Origin of the sequence: Microbulbifer pacificus (assembly GCF_002959965.1) — a bacterium.
GTDB lineage: Bacteria > Pseudomonadota > Gammaproteobacteria > Pseudomonadales > Cellvibrionaceae > Microbulbifer > Microbulbifer pacificus_A.
In genome coordinates, this window is record NZ_PREV01000026.1 from 1,555,121 (window position 1) to 1,573,709 (window position 18,589).

Genomic DNA, 18,589 nt, shown 5'->3' on the forward strand with positions numbered 1-18,589 from the left:
TAAACGAAAATGGCGCCAAATACCTCAGAAGCATGGCGTCGCAGGCTATTTTTTAGGCAAAAAAAATGGCGGGCACTATGGCCCGCCATGTACATCACATATGCTGCTATCAGCTATTCACACTGGCAATCCAGTTATCCACACGCTTTTCCAGCAGCGGTAACGGCAGCGCGCCGCCACCGAGCACGGTATCGTGGAAGGCGCGGATGTCGAACTTGTCACCAAGCTGCTGTTCCGCCTTGCCGCGCAGTTCTTCGATTTTCAGCATGCCGATTTTGTACGCGGTGGCCTGGCCGGGGACGGTCAGGTAGCGGCGCACTTCGGAGCGCACGGCGCCCTCCGGAATCGCGGAGTTATCCAGGAAGTACTGTACGGCCTGCTCCTGGCTCCAGCCTTTGGCATGCATGCCGGTATCCACCACCAGGCGGATGGCCCGCCACATTTCTGCGGTCAGGCGGCCGAAGTCCCGGTAGGGGTCCTGGAACTGGCCCATCTCTTTGGAGAGCTTCTCGGAATACAGCGCCCACCCCTCCACGTACGGCGTGAAGTGGGCCTGGGTGCGAAACTGTGGAATACCCTCCAGCTCCTGGGCGATGGAAATCTGCATGTGGTGACCGGGGTTGCCCTCGTGATAGGTCACGGTTTCCATATCCGTAGTGGACAGGGCGCTCATGTCGGACATATGCACATAGTAGGTGCCCGGACGCTTGCCATCGGGGGTACCGGGCACATAGTGCTGGGCGCCGCCGGGCACTTCACGGAAGGCTTCCACACGCTTCACCACCAGATCCGCCTTGGGCAGAATACCGAAATACTCCGGCAGTTTTTTATGTACATCGGCGAGGTATCCGCGGGTTTCTTCCAGGTATTTCTCCCGGCCCTCATCGGTGTTGGGATAGTAGAACTGGTCGTCGGTACGGATGAAGGCGAAGAACTCCGGCAGCGTGCCCTTGAAGCCCACCTGGTCTTTGATGCCTTCCATTTCCTTGCGGATACGCGCCACTTCATCGAGACCGATCTGGTGGACTTCCTCTGCCGTCAGCGGCAGGGTGGTGTAGTTGGCCAGGCGGTTGCTGTAGAAGGCTTCGCCGTTTGGCAGTTTGGATACGCCCTGCGGCTCCTCGTCCGCATTGGCGCGATCCTGTTTCAGCCAGGCAATATAGGCATCGTAGGAGGGCTTCATCTGACCGGTGAGAGCTTTTTCCACCTGCCCCTGCAGGTCCTTGGCGGTGGCGTCGTCGATCGTGCCGGCATCTTTCAGAGCAGCGATTTTTTTCTTCGCGTCCGCCATCAACGGGGCGTCATCTCCGTCGCCGAACGGTTGGCCTGAGGTGACCTTCTGCGCGCGCTCGATGGCGAGATCATAGGCGAAACGCGGCGGGCGTACGCCGGCCTTGGCGGAGTCCTGCGCACGCACCAGCATCTGACCGAGTGCGCTGCTGATACCGCCGATACGGGTAATGTAGTCCCGCATGTCCTGTTCACTGTCCACCTTGTGCTGGTTGATCAGGAAGGTGGGGAACTGCGCTTCCGGACCGCCCAGTTCACTGGCGAAATAGCTGTAATCCCAGAATGGCTGATTGGCCGCTTCCTGCTCGTACTGCTGGATCCACAGGTCGTAGGACTCCTTGCCGATGGTGCTCAGCTTGTCGTAGTCGAACTTCTGCTTCATCTCCTCGACGGTGGCTTTTTTCCAGGCCAGTTCGCGCTCGTCGGCGGCCTTGCTCATATCGTCGATCTTGTCGTACTGCTCCTTGCGGCCTAAGTAGCTGAGCTGCACCGGGCTGAACTGCAGCTCCTCTTCATATTTTGTGTCGAACCATTCGCCGAGGCGCTTGGTCTCCGCCTCCTGCTCGCTTTCCGCAACCGAAGCCGGGTTGGCCGCCTGCTGCTCCGTCGCTACCGCACCGGATTCCAGCTGTGCCTCTTTTTTAGGTTCTTCTGCCTGCTGACAACCTGCAACCACGGATGCAATCACCAGACTCAGGAGCGCTTTGCGCATAATTTCTGCCTCTTTGCTCAGGAATGAAATCGAGAAAAATCTTTTGGATATTCTATGGATATGCTCGCGGGATCAACCGCGCTCATCGCCCCGCGCCTACTTCGCCAGCTGTTTCTGCGCGGCGTCCACGATATGCAGTTCACGCTGCGGGAATGGGATGGTCAGGCCTTCCGCTTCCAGTGCCGGCTTGAGTTTTTTCATCAGGTCCCAGTACACATCCCAGTATTCCTCGGTCTTTGCCCAGGCGCGCAGGTGCAGATTCACCGAACTGTCCGCCAGGGCGCGCACCGCGTAACTCGGCTCGGGGTCGGCGAGAATACGGGCGTCATTGGCCACCAGTGTGCGCAACACATTCATACCGGTTTCAACATCATCGCCGTAGGCAATACTGGCGATGATCTCGATGCGGCGGCTCGAATTGCGGGTAAAGTTGGTCAGGGTCTCCCCCCACACCTTGTCATTGGGTGCGGAGATGCGCAGGCCATCCGGGGTATCCAGCTCAGTGGTAAACAGACCGATCTTGCGCACGGTACCGATGGTGCCGCCGAACTGGATGGTTTCACCCACGCGGAACGGACGCAGTCCCAGCAGCACGAAGCCGGCGGCGATACACTGCAAGGTGTCTTTCAGAGCGAGACCGACGGCCAGGCCAGCGGCGCCCAGCAATGCCACCAGGGAGGTGGTGTTGGCTCCGAAAATATCCAGCACCACCAGGCCACCCACCACATAGGTGCCCCATACCGCGAGGGTTTCCAGCACCGGGATCAGAGTCTCATCGATGCCGCGCTCGCTCAGGCGATTGACGCCGCGGGCGACAATCTTTGCCGCAATCCAGGTCACCAGAATCGCCAACAGGGCCCACAGCACATTGAGCCCCACATCCATCACCAGCGGCCACAGCTCTTCCAGTTGCGCTTTCAGTCCATCCACCAGTACACCTCCCCTAGCGATTGCCAAAAATTGACACAAGGATACGGTAACAATGCCGACGCCGACTAGTCACAACGTATGCGCGTTTTCCCACGGAAATTTTCCGCCTACTGTGCGCCGCCGGAAAAGAAATAATGCTGGATCAACTGCAACACCAGCAGGGTCGCAACGAGGATGAAAATGAGATTACTGCGATTCATGTACCCTTCCTGATTCCGGTGTGTGGCGACTCTCGCCCCGCGAGCTGCAGCAAACCCTCTGCCACCAGCCAATCGCGGGACTCGCGCAGCATCTCTTCCAGGCTGACATCGCTGCGGTAATCCAGCTCACGCTCGGCGCGACGGCTGTCCGCCACCATGCGACTGGTGAGCATACTGGCTTTCTGCGGCGTTACCGCCGGCTCGCGACCGGTTACCCGCGATGTGAGATCTGACAGCGCAGCGATGATGTGGATGGCGAATGCGGGAGTCGTGCGGCGCGGCGCCGGAACACCCACCAGACGGGCAATGATGCCGAAAAATTCGAGAAAACTGGCGTCGGTACCCGCGAGGATATAGTTCTCACCGCGGCGCCCGCGATGGAAGGCATTGATATGCGCGCGCGCCACCGCCCCCGCGTGACAGAAAGAACCGCTGCCCGGTGGAACCCCCGGCAACCGGTTTTCCGCCAACAGGAAAAATGTCTGTGCCCAGCTCGATACATCGTATTTACCGACGATCGCACAGGGGTTCAGGAACACCGCATCCAGTCCGCGCGCGATCTCTTCCTGCACCGCGAGCTCCGCGTGCATTTTGGAGTAGTGGTAGTGGTGGTTTGAATCATTGGCGAGTTTCGGGCTTGCCTCGCTGATCACACTTTGCTGCTTGCCGTAGGCGGAAATGGAGCTGGTGACGATCATGCGACCGGGCGCTTTACCGGCCGTAACCTGTGCGGTGAAATGTTCGCGCGCGGCGCGCGCCAGATTGGCCGAGCCCTGTACATTGTCCCGCCACTGCTGCGCATTGCCGCCGCGCCACATACTGGTGTTGCCAGCCAGATGAAACACCGCGTTCAGCTCCGCCGGCAGGGCCGCGCGCAGCGCGTCGATATCGTCCAGTGACGCCTCTACCGGAGCGGCTCCCAGCGCGCGCAGCCGCGCCACATTCGAGCCGGGACGATGCATGGCGGTCACCTGCCAGCCATCGGCAACCAGCTGTTCAATCAGATTGGCACCGAGAAAACCGGTACCGCCGGTGACAAAAGCGTGCATGACTTATTGAACTTCCAGACCGAGTTCATGAGCGAGGAACGCGTACTGATTGGTGAAATCCTCCACCTGCATCCACACCGGTTTGCCGGCGCCATGGCCTGCGCGGGTTTCCACTGCCAGGTAGATTGGATTGTCGCAACCCTGGTCCCGTTGCAGCGCGGCGGCGAATTTGTAACTGTGCCAGGGCACAACGCGGTCGTCGCGATCGGCGGTGGTAATCAGGGTTGCCGGATAGCAGGTTCCCTTTTTGGTATTGTGCACCGGTGAATAGGCATAGAGCGCGTTGAACTCATCCCTGTTTTCGGACAGGCCGTAATCGCTTGACCACTGACGCGCGTTCGCGGACGCGGTGTGATAGCGCAGCATGTCCAGCACTCCGACGATAGGTAACGCCACTTTGAACAGTTCCGGGCGCTGCACTTCGGTCGCGCCGACAAGCAATCCGCCATTGGATCGGCCCATAATGCCGAGTTTTTCCGCTGAAGTAATTTTTTCGTCAATCAGCCACTGGGCCGCGCCGATAAAATCGTCGAACACATTTTGTTTCTGCAGTTTTGTGCCCGCCTTGTGCCAGTCGCCGCCGTATTCGCTGCCACCGCGCAGGTTCACCATGGCAAAGGTGCCACCCATATCCAGCCAGCCCGCAAAACGCGTGTAAAACTGGGGCAACTGCGCCGCGTTGAAGCCGCCATAGCCATACAAAAGTGTGGGATTGTTGCCGTCTTTTTTCTGGCCTTTTTTCTGCACCAGGAACAGGGGCACGCGGGTACCGTCCTTGCTGGTGAAGAAATGCTGGCTCACATTGAAATCGGAAAAGTCCGCCGGATATTTCGGCTGTTTTACTTTTTCACTTTTACCGCTGGCCACATCCAGTTTGTAGATACTGGGAGGCGTGAGGAAATTGCTGAATTCGTAGTAGGTTTCACCGTCATCCGGTTCGCCGTAAAAACCCCGCACGGTACCCATACCGGGAAGCTTCAGTGCGTACTGCTGTTTGCCGGTGAGGTCCGTCACCACCACCTTGGATTTCGCGTCTTCCAGGTAGTGCAGTACAAAACGACCACCGATCAGGCTGGCACTCTGCAAGGCATTTTTCTGCTCTGGCACCAGGGTTTTCCAGTTGGATTTTTCCGGTTTATCCAGATCAATGGCAACAACTTTGCCGTTGGTGGCCCCGGCATTGGTTTCGAAATAAAACGTCTCGCCGTCATTGCCGAGATAGTTGTAGAGCGCATCCCAATCGTTCAGCAACTTGACCACCGGGGCCCCGGGATCGCGCAGATCCTTGTAATACACGCCGTTGCTGTCGTAGCCGTCAAAGATACCAAAGATCAGGTAGTTGCCGTCGTCACTGACCTGAGCCTCCGGATTGCGGGTGGGGTGGTCGGTGATTTCGTATATCCGCTGGTCCTTGCTCTGGGGCTCACCGACCTTGTGGAAATACACCGCCACCTGCTTGCTGTCGTCCGCGCTGCCATCCTTGTTGAACGGGTACCGGCTGTAATAGAAACCGGATTCGTCCTTGGCCCAGCTTGCGCCGCTGAACTTGATCCCGGTCAGATGGTCGGGCAGCAGGCGGCGGGTTTTCAGATCGCGCACGCGGTAATCGGTCCAGTCGGTACCACCGTCAGACGTACCGTAGGCGAGGTAGCGGCCATTGGGGCTGACGGAGTAATTCTTCGCGGCGATGGTGCCATCCTTGCTCAGTGTGCGCGGGTCCAGCACCACACCGCCGTCTTTATGGATATCGCGGGTGCTGTAAAACACACTCTGGTCCCAGCTGCCGTCGTTGTATTCGTAAAACACCTGGCCGGCTTTTTTATACGGTACCCCGTACTGTTCGTACTGCCACAGCTCGGTGAGGCGGTCGTTGATCTTCTGCCAGCCCGGCAGTGCCTTTAGTGCGGGCAGGGAGTACTCATTCTGCGCGTTGACCCAGTCCTTCACCGGTTTCGAGTCCTGGTCTTCCAGCCAGCGAAAGGGGTCGCTGACGCTGGTACCGAAATAATCGTCCTGCTGAGCGACGGCTTTGGTCTGCGGGTAGTGGCTGGAAGATTTCTCACTACCGGCGACGGCAATGGTCGCGGCGGCGGCAACACCGGCGGCGAGCAGGGCAAATCCGAATTTGTTCATGGGTGGCTTCCGGGTCTTTGTATTGCAAAAAAAGCGGTCGGGTCGATGGTCCGGGGTCGAACCGGTACACTAGGCGATTCGCCGCCGGGGTTCCAGTTGCGCACAGCAGTTTAGAAGAGGATTACGATGAAAGGCCTGATTCAGCGGGTAAAACACGCGAAAGTGGAGGTGGGCAGTGAATCCGTCGGAGCCATCGACCACGGCATTTTACTGCTACTCGGCGTGGAGGCGCGCGATACGGAAGAGAGCGCCGACAAGCTGCTGCACAAGGTGATGCACTACCGTATTTTCAGCGACCCCCAGGGCAAGATGAACCTGAATGTTCAGCAGGCCGGCGGCGGGCTGTTGGTGGTGAGCCAGTTCACCCTGGTGGCAGAAACCGCGAAGGGCCTGCGTCCGAGTTTCAGCCGCGGAGCCAGCCCGCAACAGGCGGAGGCTCTGTACGACTATTTCCTGCGGCGTGCGCGCACCGCAATGCCCGCCGAGCTACCCGTCGCCGGCGGTCAGTTCGCCGCGGACATGCAGGTATCACTCTGCAACGACGGCCCGGTGACATTTTTACTGGAGGCCTGATCAGCCCCCTGCGCGCGTTTGCCCAGCGCCTTCAATTGCGTATTGCGCTGCTCCTTCGGCAGCGCGCCCAGCTGCTCCACCGCAGTGTAAAACGCGTCCCAGTTGCTGCCGCTGTCTTTGTACAACTGCACAAACGCCGGCACTTGCGACTGATACTCGCTCACCAGTGCCAGGGTGGCGTTATTGGTTTTTTCCACCAGCTTGGTGAATTGCTCATCCTGCTGCCAGCCAGCGGATGCTTCGCGGTAACAATGGCGCAACTGTCGCAGGGTGCGTGCTTTTTTTTCCCGCTTTTCAGCATCGCTCAGGTCCGAACCGTAGATCTGCTGCAGCTGCTTGCGCGCGCTCACCATCAGGCTGTTGACCCGCTGAGCCTGGGCAACACTCTCCACGCCGGGCGCGGGAATGCCCTGGCGCCGGCGCCAGTCTGGCAGCGCGATGCGCGATACCGCGGTGGCGAAACTCTCGTTGAACTGGGTATCCCCGGAGATATACACGCGCCGGTGGGCGAGCTCGTGAAACAGCAGGCTGGCGAGACGCTCCGGTTGCCAGTCTACAAAGCTCGACAACACCGGGTCATCAAACCAGCCCAGCGTGCTGTAGGCGGGCACCGGCCCCAGATACACATCGAAATTTTGTGCACGCAGGCGACCGGCCTGCGCCTCCGCATCCGCCTTATCGAAGTAACCGCGATAGCTGGCACAGCCGGCAATGGGGTAACACCAGCGCTTTGGCGACAGCGAAAATTCCGGCGCCGCCACCAGATTCCACAGGGCATACTCCCCCTCAAGCTGAGTAAACTCACTGTAGGCACTGCCCACCGGCAGATGCAGTTCTGCTCCGGCATAGGCGCGGATGGACTGCACCCATTGCAGCTGACGGCGAAGTTTCGGGTCGGTCTGCTCATCCGCAAGCAACCGGTCGATGGGCTTGCGTCCCGCCAGGATCTTCAACTGGCCGGTCGCCGCCTGGGTATAGAAATGGACGGTTTCGCAACCGCTGAGAAGAAGGCAGGCGAAAAGCAAAAGCCTGCGCCAATGTCGGCTAAACCCAGGGAAAAGAGCTAGTTTTGTCTGCAGTAGGATATTTTTCAGGGAGTCGTCCATGCCACCTGTTGCCGCTGTATCGCTGGTATTTGCGCTGGTGCTGGGTGCCGTGTTGTGGATTTACCTGCTGCGGATCAGCTTTGCAGATTCTACTCTGTTCGGCATCATCGCCCTGCTGCTGCCACCCCTCGCCCTGCTTTTTCTGATACCGCGGTGGCAATCTCACCGGGAGCTGTTTGCCCTGGCCCTCGCGGTGCTGGGCTTAATCAGCATAGCGGGTATCGCGACGGGTTGAGACCTGACTCAGGGCTCCTCCGACAATTCCTCTCTGTTGCCGCGTCTGATCCAGCGCCCAAAGAACACTCCGATTTCGAACAACAGCCACATGGGTACGGCCAGCAGAGTCTGGGAAATGACATCTGGCGGCGTCAGCAGCATGCCGATGGCGAAACAGGCCACGATGACGTAGGGACGTTTTTTGGCCAGGTCCTGCGCCGATACCACGCCACTCCAGATGAGCACGATGGTGGCGATAGGAATTTCAAAGGCAAAACCAAAGGCAAAAAACAGCTTCAATGCCAGATCGAGATACATACGGATATCCGGCATTACCTTGATGTCCGCATCCGCCGAACTGATGAAAAATTCGAAGATCAGCGGGAATACCACGTAATACGCAAACGCCATACCGGCGTAAAACAGCACGATACTGGAAAACAACAGCGGAGCGATCAGACGTTTTTCGTGCTTGTACAGACCGGGAGCGATAAATGCCCAGAACTGATAGAGCACAAACGGGATGGCGGTAAAAAACGCCAGCACAAATGTCGTTTTGAAGGGGGTGAGAAAAGGCGAGGTGACCTCAGTGGCAATCATGCCCGCGCCTTCCGTAAGACGCGCCTGCAGCGGGTCGGCGACGAAATCGTAGATCTCATTGGCGAAGGGTGCCATACAGGCAAAAATCGCAATCACCACCAGCAGGGTTTTCAGCAGACGATCGCGCAGCTCGATCAGGTGCTCGATAAAAGGTTGTTCCCTGTCAGTCATTGCTGGTCACTCGCGGGAACGTATTTATCACTCGTGAAATGTCGCTCATTGAGGCTTATCTTCCGCCGGACGCGATTTGTTTGTGGGTGGTGTGTCGGCGGCGTCCCTCACGGGAGCCTCTTGCGGGTCGACGCGGTCCACTTCCGCCCAGGTGTCATCTTCTTCGTGTTTGAAGTGGTCCGGATGATGAGGGTTGTACTCCGGATCACCGTGGTCGTGTAGATGTTCGGGATATTCCGGGTCTTCCAGATCCTCGTCGCTTTCATCGTCTTCCGGCAGGTATTCTTCGGCGCGCCGGGTTCCGGTTTCCTGCTCTGGCAGATAATCCTGCGCGACGCGAAGCTGGTCGGCCTGGGGATCCGGCTCCGATGGCGGTGCAGCTTCCTCGGGATGTTTGAGTGCGTCCGCCTGCCGCTGCACGTCTTTCAGATCCTGCGCAAATTTTCTTTCCGCCTCACTGAAGGTGCGTTCCATTTCCGCCTTGCTTTCACGCAACTCGCGCAATACGCGCTCATTGTGCAGTTCGCGGCGAATATCGTCGGCACCCACTTCGCGCTCCAGCTCCTCGCGGGCACTGCCGAGTGTATGCTTGATCTGGGTCCACCAGCGCACCGTGGTACGCACGGCATCCGGAAGACGCTCGGGGCCGATCACCACAAGTCCAACGATTCCCACAACCAGCAGCTCAAAAAATCCGATATCAAACACGCGTCAATCGCTCAATGGCCTGCGAAGGATTATTTGTCCTGGGACTGCTTTTCATCCGAGGTGGTTTTCTGCTGAGGTTTCACGTTGTCGTCCTTGCCCAGCAATTCCGGGTCCTTGTCGTCCTCATCGTCTTTCTTGCCATCTTCCTTCATGGCTTTCTTGAAGCCCTTGATGGCACCACCGAGGTCGCCGCCGAGGTTGCGCAGGCGCTTGGTGCCGAAGATCAGCAGTACGATGACCAGCAGAATCAGTAATTGTTGCCAGCTGATGCCCATGTGAAATGCTCCTGAAAATGTTCTCTGTTTCGTGTCTGTCCCGCGTTTGCGGGCGTTGGATCAATCCTGTGGGCGCGCGGCCTTTTCTTCCAGCCCCGACAGGCCGAAGCGACGTCCCAGCTCGTCCAGTACCTCGCGGGAGTCCCCCCCAAGATGTGCGAGCATTACCAGCGAGTGGAACCAGAGATCGGCGGTCTCGCCGATCAGCGCCTTGTGTTCTTCACTCTCGCGACCCTTGCCCTCTGCGTCCTTGGCGGCAATCACCAGCTCGGTGGCTTCCTCGCCCACCTTTTCCAGAATCTTGTTCAACCCTTTGCGGTGCAGACTCGCCACATAGGAGGACTCCGCATCCCCCTGTTGCATGCGCAGCCGGAGCACCCGGTCCAGTTGTATCAGCATGTTGCTCATGTCGACGTCTATTACCCTGGCTATTTCTTCTCTGCGTAAATCATTTCCGGATCAACAAGCACCGGTTGGCGGATCTGCCAACGGCCGTTTTCCAGTACCTGATAAAAGCAGCTGGTGCGCCCGGTATGACAGGCGATACCGCCCAACTGTTCCACCAGTAATACGATGGTATCGCCGTCGCAGTCGAGGCGGATTTCCCGCACCTGCTGCACATGCCCGGAGGACTCGCCCTTGCGCCACAGTTTGCCCCGGGAGCGCGACCAATAGACCGCGCGGCCTTCCTCAACCGTCAGGCGCAGGGACTCGGCGTTCATCCATGCCATCATCAATACCCGCCCGGTTTTGACATCCTGGGCTATGGCGGGTACCAGGCCGTCGCTGTTCCAGCTGACCGCCTGGGTAAAATCGGTTTTGCTCACGATTCGCGTCCTTACTGCATTCGTTATTGTAGGCTGGCCGGTCCGCTTCCCGGCTCCGGTTTTGCCAACAGGGTTGATCAGGGCCAGAGCAACAGTGCCAGCCCCACCGCCCCCAGCGCCCAGCTCGCCGCCGGAATCTGCGCCAACAGCCCGGGCGATGCCACCAGTGCCGCGCCCGCCGCCAGCAGGCCTCCGACCAGCATGCGCGCATAGCGCGCCCGCCCGCGGCGCCGGCTGCCCGCCAGCTGCTCACTCAGTTGCTGCAACTGCGGTCCCAGCTCCCGCCCCTGCTCCAGGGCGGAGAACGCCAATTGCGGCAGTTGCGGGAATTTTTCCAGCCATTCCGGCCCATACCGTCGAATTTCACCGACGATGGTCTTGGGGTGTATACGCTCGCGCATCCACCGCTCCAGAAATGGATGAGCAGTCTTCCACAGATCCAGTTGCGGATAAAGCTGGCGCCCCAATCCCTCAATATTCAACAGCGTCTTCTGCAACAGCACCAACTGCGGCTGCACTTCCATGTCGAACCTTCTCGCCGTCTGGAACAGGCTGATCAGCACCCGCGCGAACGAAATCTCGCCCAGCGGTTTCTCAAAGATCGGCTCGCACACCGAGCGGATCGCCGCCTCAAACGCATTTACCGGGGTATCCCGCCGCACCCAGCCGCTCTGCACATGCAGCTCCGCCACCATGCGGTAGTCGCGCCGGAACATAGCCAGCAAATTGCGCGCCAGATAGTACTGGTCCTCACGGGTCAGGCTGCCGACGATGGCGGTGTCGATGGCGATGTATTTGGGGCGGTCCGGGTGTTCGCGGGACACAAAGATGTTGCCCGGGTGCATATCCGCGTGGAAGAAATTGTGCTCGAACACCTGCTTGAAAAAGATCTCCACCCCGCGTTCCGCCAGTAGCGGCATATCCGTGTTCTGCGCGCGCAACTGCGCCAGGTCCGTCACCGGAATACCGTCGATACGCTCCAGCACCAGCACATTCTCGCGGGTGTAGTCCCAGTGCACCTCCGGGATATACAGCAGGGGGGAATTGGTGAAATTGCGCTTTAGCTCCGAGCCATTGGACGCCTCGCGTACCAGATCCAGCTCGCCCTCGATGGTGTGGCGGTAATCCTCCACCACCTCCACCGGGCGCATGCGACGACCGTCCGGCAGATAGCGCTCGATCCAGCGGGCGATGTAGTGCAGCAACTCCAGATCCTGCTGGATCACTTTATTGATGCCGGGGCGTAGTACCTTCACCACCACCGACTGGCCGGGTGCACCCTGTCTGTCTTTCAGCTTCGCCGCATGCACCTGTGCCACCGAGGCAGAGGCCAGCGGTTCGCGCTCAAACTCCGCAAACAGCTCGTCCACGGTTGCACCCAATGCCGCCTCGATACGCGCAATACACTGGTCTGCGGGGAACGGCGGCACATTGTCCTGCAGCCGGTTCAGCTCCTGCACCATATCCACCGGCAACAGGTCCGGGCGGGTGGAAAGCAACTGACCGAACTTCACATAGATCGGCCCCAGATCCTCCAGCGCCCGCCGCAACCGCTCACCGCGGCCCATATTCTTCGTTTTACTGCTCTGCGGCAGCAACTTCGCCGGCGCCCACAGCGCCCGCAGCCACAGGGGCTGATGCTCCGCGGGAATCAGTTCATTCAGGCGATAGCGCAGGAATACCTGCGCGATGGTCAGACTTCTGGCAATTGGCACGTTCCTACTTCTCCCCGCCATCGTTCTGGTTCCGGCCTTCAACTTTGCGGCGCAGAATCGCGATGCGCGCCTCCAGCCGGTCCACCCCCTGGGCAAACCCGGCCACATCCTCCGCAAACGCCTCAAACTGCGCCTGCGGCGGCGTCATCCGCCACTCCTCACTCACCGCCTCAGCGCTCGCCTTGGGCGCCGCACCCAGCGCGTCTTTCAGCCAGCTCGCCGCCATGCGAATACCGGTGCCGAGCTGGTGCGCCGGTGCATCACCGATCAGCTTTGCCAGCGGCTCCTCCCAGTCGATATCCAGATCCCGCAGGATGGATTGCAGCTCCGCCAGCAGCGCACTGGAACCACGCACCGTCACCCCGAGCTTCGCCGGCGTGGCATCGCGGTTTTTCAGCAGTTGCAGGAAGGCCAGCGCCGAGCCGGACAGCTCCGTGGTCACCTCACCGCTCCAGCGGCTGTGCACCTCGATACAATTTCCACCAAACTCAGCGCCTTCATCATCCTCGTCGTCGATGACCAGAAACAGGTTCATGGCCGGCGCGGTGAGATTAACCCCCAGCACCTTGCCCGCCAGTTTTGTCAGGCGCGCGCGGCTGCCCGGGTCGTAGCGGAGTGCGGTATTGATGGCGGTTTCCAAGGTGGCGTCGAAGCCGGCGCGGAAGGTAGGGTCGGTCATTATCGAGGCTTAATCCGTGCGATGTACGCTGATGCGAAGGTCCGGGCGGCGGGAACCCCTCGCGAGACCTTCTAAAACAGGGATGTTTTAGAAGAGCCCCCAGGGATGGGTTCACGGCGTGTCTCGCGAGGGGTTCCCGCTGCACGGGCCGCCACGGACTGCGAAAGAACGTTCGGAGGAACTACGGCTTGATGCCCTTGTGCAAAGCTACAATGCCACCGGTCATATTGTGGAACTCGCAGTCCACAAAACCCGCGTCGCTCATCATGCCTTTCAGGGTTTCCTGATCCGGATGCATCCGGATGCTCTCCGCCAGATAGCGGTAGCTGTCCGCATCGTCCGCCACCAGCTTGCCCATAAACGGCAGCAGGCGGAATGAATACTGGTCGTAGACCTTCTCCAGCAGCTTCGACTCCGGCTTGGAAAACTCCAGCACCAGCAGGCGGCCACCGGGCTTCAATACCCGCAGCATCGAACGCAGCGCCAGATCCTTGTCGGTCACATTGCGCAGGCCAAACGCGATGGTGATGCAGTCAAACGTATCGTCCGGAAACGGCAGATACTGGGCGTCCGCCTGCACCGTCTCCACATTGCCCGCAATACCGCGGTCCAGCAGACGATCGCGCCCCACCTTCAACATGGACTCGTTGATATCCGCCAGCACCACCTTGCCGGTGGGCCCCACGATACGGGAGAACCGTGCCGTCAGATCCCCGGTGCCCCCGGCGATATCCAGGATTGTCTGTCCCGGGCGCGCCGCCGACAGCTCGATGGTGAAGCGCTTCCACAGCCGGTGTATCCCCCCGGACATCAGATCGTTCATCACATCGTAACGGGCCGCCACCGAGTGAAAAACATCCGCCACCCGTCCGGCCTTCTCTTCCACCGGCACCTGCTGGTAGCCGAAATGGGTCGTCTTGCGTTCGGTCATCTTGCGCCTGCTGTACCAAATTCAGGGCGGTATTGTACATGGGGCGGGCCCCGTGGGCACTCGCCGGGACAGTGCAGCCCTACACTAAAGCCAGTACGGAAATTTGGAATTACCATGAGCTACCGCTTCCACCCCCAGGAACCACCGGGCAGGGAAATGCAGCGGATTGGCGGAGAGCAGATTTCTGCAGCGCTCCGGACCTGTACTCAACCGGACAAGGAAGGAGCCACCCACCAGATCCGCAAACACTGCAAAAAAATGCGCGCTCTGGCACGTTTGCTGCAGAAAACCGACGACCGGACCGAGAAATACTACCGCTTCGAGAATGCCCACTATCGCCGCATTGCGGAGCTGTTATCCGCTAGTCGCGATGCCGTTTCCCTCCACGATGCCCTGGTCAGGCAGTTGGGTGGCGAGCGGTTTCCCGAGACGGCGGCGCTGCTCCAGTCCCGAATCGACACCGGCGATACGCAGGATGCACTGCAACAGGCGAGAGAATTGCTGCAGCAGGGTGCAGAGCATATCGGCAACCACGCATTTGGCGGGCTCGACAGGAAGGATCTGAAGCGCGGTTACGCGCGCAGTTATCGGCGCACGTTCAAAGCCGCACAGAAGGCACTGGATAAGTACGATGACACTGCCATCCACACCCTGCGCAAGCGAGTCAAGGATCAGTGGTACCACACCCGACTGCTGCAGACACTCCAGCCGAAAAAAATCGGCCGCCGCCGGGCGCGGTTGAAAATTCTGGCCAGTGCGCTGGGCGACTGGCGCGATCTGCGCCTGCTGTGCGCCTATCTGGCAACGCACAAAGCTACCCTGGACGCAAAGACGGAAAAGGAACTGATACCACTGCTGGATAGTGCCCGGCAACGGCTGGAGGCGCTGCGGACAGTGATTGAGCGGGAGTGCCGCTGTCTGTTTGAGCACAAGCGCTGGAAGTCCCAGCGCAAGTGCAAGCTTCCCACAGCCGAATAAGCGCGGAATTACTTGTCCGCCAGCAACCCTGCGGCGTGGGCCATCACATGAAATACATAATTCTGCTCGTGTGTGCCGGATATCAGCTGTGAACCTGGACCGCGCGCCCAGATGCCCACATCTTCACCGCCGTGGGTTTCCCCTGACGTAGGCACCAGCGCCTCCTGGAAAAACCCCGGATTCTGCGTATTCACCTTGCTGATATCCGCACGCCCGGCGTGGGTGTGGGTGTCGCGGCGGTTGTCGGAATCGGTTTCCTTGCCCAGGTCCGCAAAACCCTGGCCATTGGCGTAGCCGACGGTGGTGTAGGGTTTGCCGTCGCCGGCGAGATCCGGGGTCTTGTTAGGTTCGCCACGCTCGTCATTGCCCACCACCTTGCCGAGAATCGGGTTGCCGCGGGTGGGGTAGCCGGCGATGGTGAAGGTGTGGCTGTGGTCAGCGGTGACGATAATCAGGGTGTCCCTGGCATCGGTGTTGTCCATCGCCACCTGCACCGCGTTGGCAAATTCCACCGCATCGTGCAGCGCGTTGTAGGCGTTGCCGGCGTGGTGACCGTGGTCGATGCGCCCACCCTCCACCAGCAGGAAATAACCATCCTTGTTTTTCTGCAGCAGCTCCAGGCCCTTCGCGGTCATCTCACTGAGGGAGGGCTCACCGGCCTTGTCGTTCTTGCGGTCGGATTCGTAACGCATGTGGGAGGGCTGGAACAGGCCGAGCAGCTTGTCGCTGGAGCCGCCCTTCACTTTGTCGAAGCCGGCCCGGTCTTCGATATACACCGCGTTCTTGCCGTAGCGCTTCTGCCACTCATTCACCAGATTGCGGCCATCCTCACGCTTGCCAGCAGTGCCTTCCAGATCGACGACATCTATGGGCAGAAAGCCGCGGCGCCCACCGCCCATGATCACATCGATGCCATCGCCCACCGGCATTTCCACCAGTTGCGCGGCTATGTCGCGACAGCCTTCCGGTGCGGTGTATTCCCAGTCGCGCTCCGGCACCTTGGCGTAGCTGGCGGCGGGAGTGGCGTGGGTGATGCGCGCGGTGCTGATGATACCGGTGCTCTTGCCGCGGGCTTCCGCGAGCTCCAGAGCGGTGGTCAGCGGGCGGGCGAGGCTCGCCTTACAGTCTCCGCGGGCGACGGATTCATCCACGCCGATAAACCCGGCTTTGGTTTTCACGCCGCTCAGCAGGGCACTGGCGGTGCCGGCGGAATCCGGGGTCTGCTGGTTGGTGTTGTAGGTTTTGATCAGCCCGGCAAAAGGCATCTTCTCGAAACTCAGGAAATTTTCCTCGCCGGTGTTGCCCTGCATCTGGCCGGCGAGAATACGCGCGGCAGTGACGGTGGAGATACCCATGCCGTCACCGACAAACAGAATCACATTCTTTGCCGCACCGCGTTTATTGTTGATCTCGACCTCAGCGGCCTGTTGCAGGCGGCTCTGGGCGCCATTGAACCAGTGGCTGTTGCGCTGGCTGTCGGGCAGCTTTTCAGCCGCGAGCGCGGCGGACAGGGTGGCGGTAGAGAGAACACAGGCGAGCGCTGCGGCGATGGATTTGCGGATCATTACGTTACCCCCGGGCAAATCAGGCAAAAAGAACGGCGCCAATTAGACTGGGGGCATATTACAGAATGGTGACGAGTCCTTCGATAACTGAATGTCCAACCGTGTGCGCCTTGTAGGCAAATTGGAAAGGCGCAACTCAAGCAGCCGTCCATGGAGCTAAAACCTGCCAGGCCATCCTTGGCCTGGCGCCAATACAAGCTGGCTCCTGCAGGGTACTCGGAATCAGCGGTAGGAGAGAACCTGCTCCACGCCGGTTTCCTGCCCCTCGCTTACCTCGCGCAGGAGGTTTGCGCGCGGTGCCAGCACCGCATCGCGGCCCTCGCGGTAGCTCTGCTCTTCGACGATCGCGCGGTAGGCCTTGTTCAGGTCCAGTGCGCGGCGCGGCGACGGCATGATCAGGGCGTTGATATCAGCGGCCAGGCGTTCGAGCATCGCCGTTTTCAGACTGCCGGTTTCATCAAAGAAATTCGCGCGCACCTCGTCATTGGAGCGGTACTCGTCGGCATTGCCCACCTGCTGCAGGTAGAACGCGTATTCGCCGCGACCATCCTCGCGCAATGGCTCACGGATACCCGCCAGCGGCTTCTGGCTCCAGTGGTACCAGCCGCGCTGGAAGCTGTCGGCCGCATCCAGCTTGCGGGTCATGGCGAAACCTCCATCCATATTGGCGCCGATGGCGCCGTGGCAACCGGTACAGGTGGCGAGTTCTTCAAACGACTGCGGGCGCAGATCACCGTCAGCATCCTCGATAAATCCGCTGTAGCGCCAGCCGCGTCGGTTGCTGACACCGCGCTCGATATCGCCCACCACCGGCTCCAGACGATCGGGAAAATCGTGCGCGTCCTTGAGCTCATCGGCGGCGAGTTCACGGTGCTGAAAATAGGTCACCCAGCGTACCTTTTTCGCGTAGCGCAGCTCTTTCATACGTGGCGCCATACGCACCTCGCCATCCGCACTGACATCGAGGTAGCGCACACTGTGCAGGAACTCGGTACCGAGTGGATAGGAGCCTCCAGACAGCGGAGCTGCTTTGCTCAGCTGGGCGAGACGTGCTTCGCCCACGTAGGACATGAAGCGCTGCTTGAGCGGTTCCCAGTCATATACGATGTGTGTCGCGGTGGTGAGCTCACCATTTTTGTCGAGATCCACGTTTAGGCGGCTTTCATCCACCGGGGCAATGGCGACATCCGCTCGCTTGATCAGCGCCTCGACAATGGCGAGATTCACCCGGTACACGTCGCGGCTGTAATTGCCCTTTTCGTCACGCTGATACATAACCGGCAGGCGGATCAGTACGTCGTCGGTGGATCCGTTGGTGGGAAAGAAGGTGCCGGGAAACGGCGTATACGCCAGTGCGCGCCAGCCGGTCGGTTTTCCTGCGCTGTCGCGATCAAAGCCCTCGCCATCGAAATCAAACCCGACATCGGGAACATAGCCATCCCAGATACCGTTTTGATTGCCGTCCCAGGACGCCGGCAATTGTTGCGTGAGTTTTTCCGCGAGCGGAATACGGCCATCCTGCGTGCGGAAATTGTCCTCGCGTACATAGTCGAGAATCGCCTTGTCGCTCACAGACGCGAGATAGTCGCTGCGATCCTTGAAGGAATTAAGCCAACGATTCGCACGCGCGGGTTCGGCAAAGTCGTACACCAGCTGCAGATCGAGATCATTGGTGAAATTCGGGGCCTGACTGCTGGTGTGGCAGACGTAGCAGGGATTGCTCGCGGGCCCGCCGGCATTTTCCGTATTGGTGTAACACTGAGGCGGGGTGACCGCGGCGGGGTTGGACAAATAGAGTCGGCCCAGGTTGTCCGTATCCATGGACACGGCATTGCCACTCAGCATGGCGGCAACCACCGCGGGAAAAAGGGTGCGCATGACTTTCACTCGACGATTGGATCAGACCGTCATTCCCGCACGGGCGGGAATGA

The 18,589-nt window shown here is 59.7% G+C and carries 18 protein-coding genes; 3 read left to right on the forward strand and 15 right to left on the reverse strand.

The annotated features are described in order from the left end of the window. Positions 1 to 109: 109 nt before the first annotated feature. The 4 genes from C3938_RS06970 to C3938_RS06985 form a co-directional block, all read right to left on the reverse strand. Positions 110 to 2,002 (reverse strand): DUF885 domain-containing protein, encoded by a 1,893-nt coding sequence (locus tag C3938_RS06970; protein ID WP_105102452.1) that lies wholly within the window; start codon positions 2,000 to 2,002, stop codon positions 110 to 112. Between the two features lie 96 nt (positions 2,003 to 2,098). Then, the gene (locus C3938_RS06975) at positions 2,099 to 2,932 is read right to left on the reverse strand and encodes a mechanosensitive ion channel family protein (protein ID WP_105102453.1); all 834 of its coding nucleotides are present in this window, start codon (positions 2,930 to 2,932) and stop codon (positions 2,099 to 2,101) included. 196 nt (positions 2,933 to 3,128) lie between these two features. Next, positions 3,129 to 4,181 (reverse strand): NAD-dependent epimerase/dehydratase family protein, encoded by a 1,053-nt coding sequence (locus C3938_RS06980; protein WP_105102454.1) that lies wholly within the window; start codon positions 4,179 to 4,181, stop codon positions 3,129 to 3,131. A gap of 3 nt (positions 4,182 to 4,184) precedes the next feature. Beyond that, positions 4,185 to 6,314, reverse strand: coding sequence for a prolyl oligopeptidase family serine peptidase (locus C3938_RS06985; RefSeq protein ID WP_105102455.1), 2,130 nt, complete (start codon positions 6,312 to 6,314; stop codon positions 4,185 to 4,187). 126 nt (positions 6,315 to 6,440) lie between these two features. Here C3938_RS06985 and dtd point away from each other — a divergent pair, with 126 nt between their 5' ends. Further along, positions 6,441 to 6,887, forward strand: coding sequence for a D-aminoacyl-tRNA deacylase (gene dtd / locus C3938_RS06990; protein ID WP_105102456.1), 447 nt, complete (start codon positions 6,441 to 6,443; stop codon positions 6,885 to 6,887). Here the strand turns inward: dtd and C3938_RS06995 are convergent. Next, positions 6,818 to 7,912 (reverse strand): aminopeptidase, encoded by a 1,095-nt coding sequence (locus C3938_RS06995; protein ID WP_233998699.1) that lies wholly within the window; start codon positions 7,910 to 7,912, stop codon positions 6,818 to 6,820. The genes dtd and C3938_RS06995 overlap by 70 nt on opposite strands. 79 nt (positions 7,913 to 7,991) lie before the next feature. Between C3938_RS06995 and C3938_RS07000 the strand changes: the two genes are divergently transcribed. Then, a complete protein-coding gene (locus C3938_RS07000) occupies positions 7,992 to 8,228 on the forward strand; it encodes a hypothetical protein (protein ID WP_105102458.1) in 237 nt (78 codons plus the stop codon). Positions 8,229 to 8,236: 8 nt separating this feature from the next. Here C3938_RS07000 and tatC read toward each other — a convergent pair whose 3' ends face one another. The 8 genes from tatC to ubiE form a co-directional block, all read right to left on the reverse strand. Then, positions 8,237 to 8,980 carry a twin-arginine translocase subunit TatC gene (gene tatC / locus C3938_RS07005; protein ID WP_105102459.1) on the reverse strand — a complete coding sequence of 248 codons (744 nt, stop codon included), beginning with the start codon at positions 8,978 to 8,980 and terminating at the stop codon, positions 8,237 to 8,239. A gap of 45 nt (positions 8,981 to 9,025) precedes the next feature. After that, positions 9,026 to 9,688 (reverse strand): Sec-independent protein translocase protein TatB, encoded by a 663-nt coding sequence (tatB, locus tag C3938_RS07010; RefSeq protein ID WP_105102460.1) that lies wholly within the window; start codon positions 9,686 to 9,688, stop codon positions 9,026 to 9,028. Between the two features lie 29 nt (positions 9,689 to 9,717). Then, positions 9,718 to 9,963, reverse strand: coding sequence for a twin-arginine translocase TatA/TatE family subunit (gene tatA, locus C3938_RS07015; protein WP_105102461.1), 246 nt, complete (start codon positions 9,961 to 9,963; stop codon positions 9,718 to 9,720). A gap of 60 nt (positions 9,964 to 10,023) precedes the next feature. Beyond that, positions 10,024 to 10,371 carry a phosphoribosyl-ATP diphosphatase gene (locus C3938_RS07020; RefSeq protein WP_105102462.1) on the reverse strand — a complete coding sequence of 116 codons (348 nt, stop codon included), beginning with the start codon at positions 10,369 to 10,371 and terminating at the stop codon, positions 10,024 to 10,026. Positions 10,372 to 10,391: 20 nt separating this feature from the next. Continuing rightward, positions 10,392 to 10,790 carry a phosphoribosyl-AMP cyclohydrolase gene (hisI, locus tag C3938_RS07025; RefSeq protein WP_105102463.1) on the reverse strand — a complete coding sequence of 133 codons (399 nt, stop codon included), beginning with the start codon at positions 10,788 to 10,790 and terminating at the stop codon, positions 10,392 to 10,394. Between the two features lie 77 nt (positions 10,791 to 10,867). Then, the gene (ubiB, locus tag C3938_RS07030) at positions 10,868 to 12,505 is read right to left on the reverse strand and encodes a ubiquinone biosynthesis regulatory protein kinase UbiB (protein WP_233998701.1); all 1,638 of its coding nucleotides are present in this window, start codon (positions 12,503 to 12,505) and stop codon (positions 10,868 to 10,870) included. A 4-nt stretch (positions 12,506 to 12,509) separates the two neighbouring features. Beyond that, positions 12,510 to 13,184: a ubiquinone biosynthesis accessory factor UbiJ gene (locus tag C3938_RS07035; RefSeq protein WP_105102465.1), complete on the reverse strand. Its 675-nt coding sequence runs from the start codon at positions 13,182 to 13,184 to the stop codon at positions 12,510 to 12,512. 181 nt (positions 13,185 to 13,365) lie between these two features. Then, a complete protein-coding gene (gene ubiE, locus C3938_RS07040; protein ID WP_105102466.1) occupies positions 13,366 to 14,115 on the reverse strand; it encodes a bifunctional demethylmenaquinone methyltransferase/2-methoxy-6-polyprenyl-1,4-benzoquinol methylase UbiE in 750 nt (249 codons plus the stop codon). Positions 14,116 to 14,229: 114 nt separating this feature from the next. On the opposite strand from ubiE, the gene C3938_RS07045 reads away from it, so the two are divergent. Beyond that, the gene (locus tag C3938_RS07045; RefSeq protein WP_158681594.1) at positions 14,230 to 15,093 is read left to right on the forward strand and encodes a CHAD domain-containing protein; all 864 of its coding nucleotides are present in this window, start codon (positions 14,230 to 14,232) and stop codon (positions 15,091 to 15,093) included. 8 nt (positions 15,094 to 15,101) lie between these two features. Here the strand turns inward: C3938_RS07045 and C3938_RS07050 are convergent, their stop codons facing one another. Together C3938_RS07050 and C3938_RS07055 are read right to left on the reverse strand one after the other, a co-directional pair. Beyond that, the gene (locus tag C3938_RS07050) at positions 15,102 to 16,658 is read right to left on the reverse strand and encodes an alkaline phosphatase (protein WP_105102468.1); all 1,557 of its coding nucleotides are present in this window, start codon (positions 16,656 to 16,658) and stop codon (positions 15,102 to 15,104) included. A 222-nt stretch (positions 16,659 to 16,880) separates the two neighbouring features. Continuing rightward, a complete protein-coding gene (locus C3938_RS07055) occupies positions 16,881 to 18,536 on the reverse strand; it encodes a hypothetical protein (protein ID WP_199775503.1) in 1,656 nt (551 codons plus the stop codon). Positions 18,537 to 18,589 lie beyond the last annotated feature (53 nt).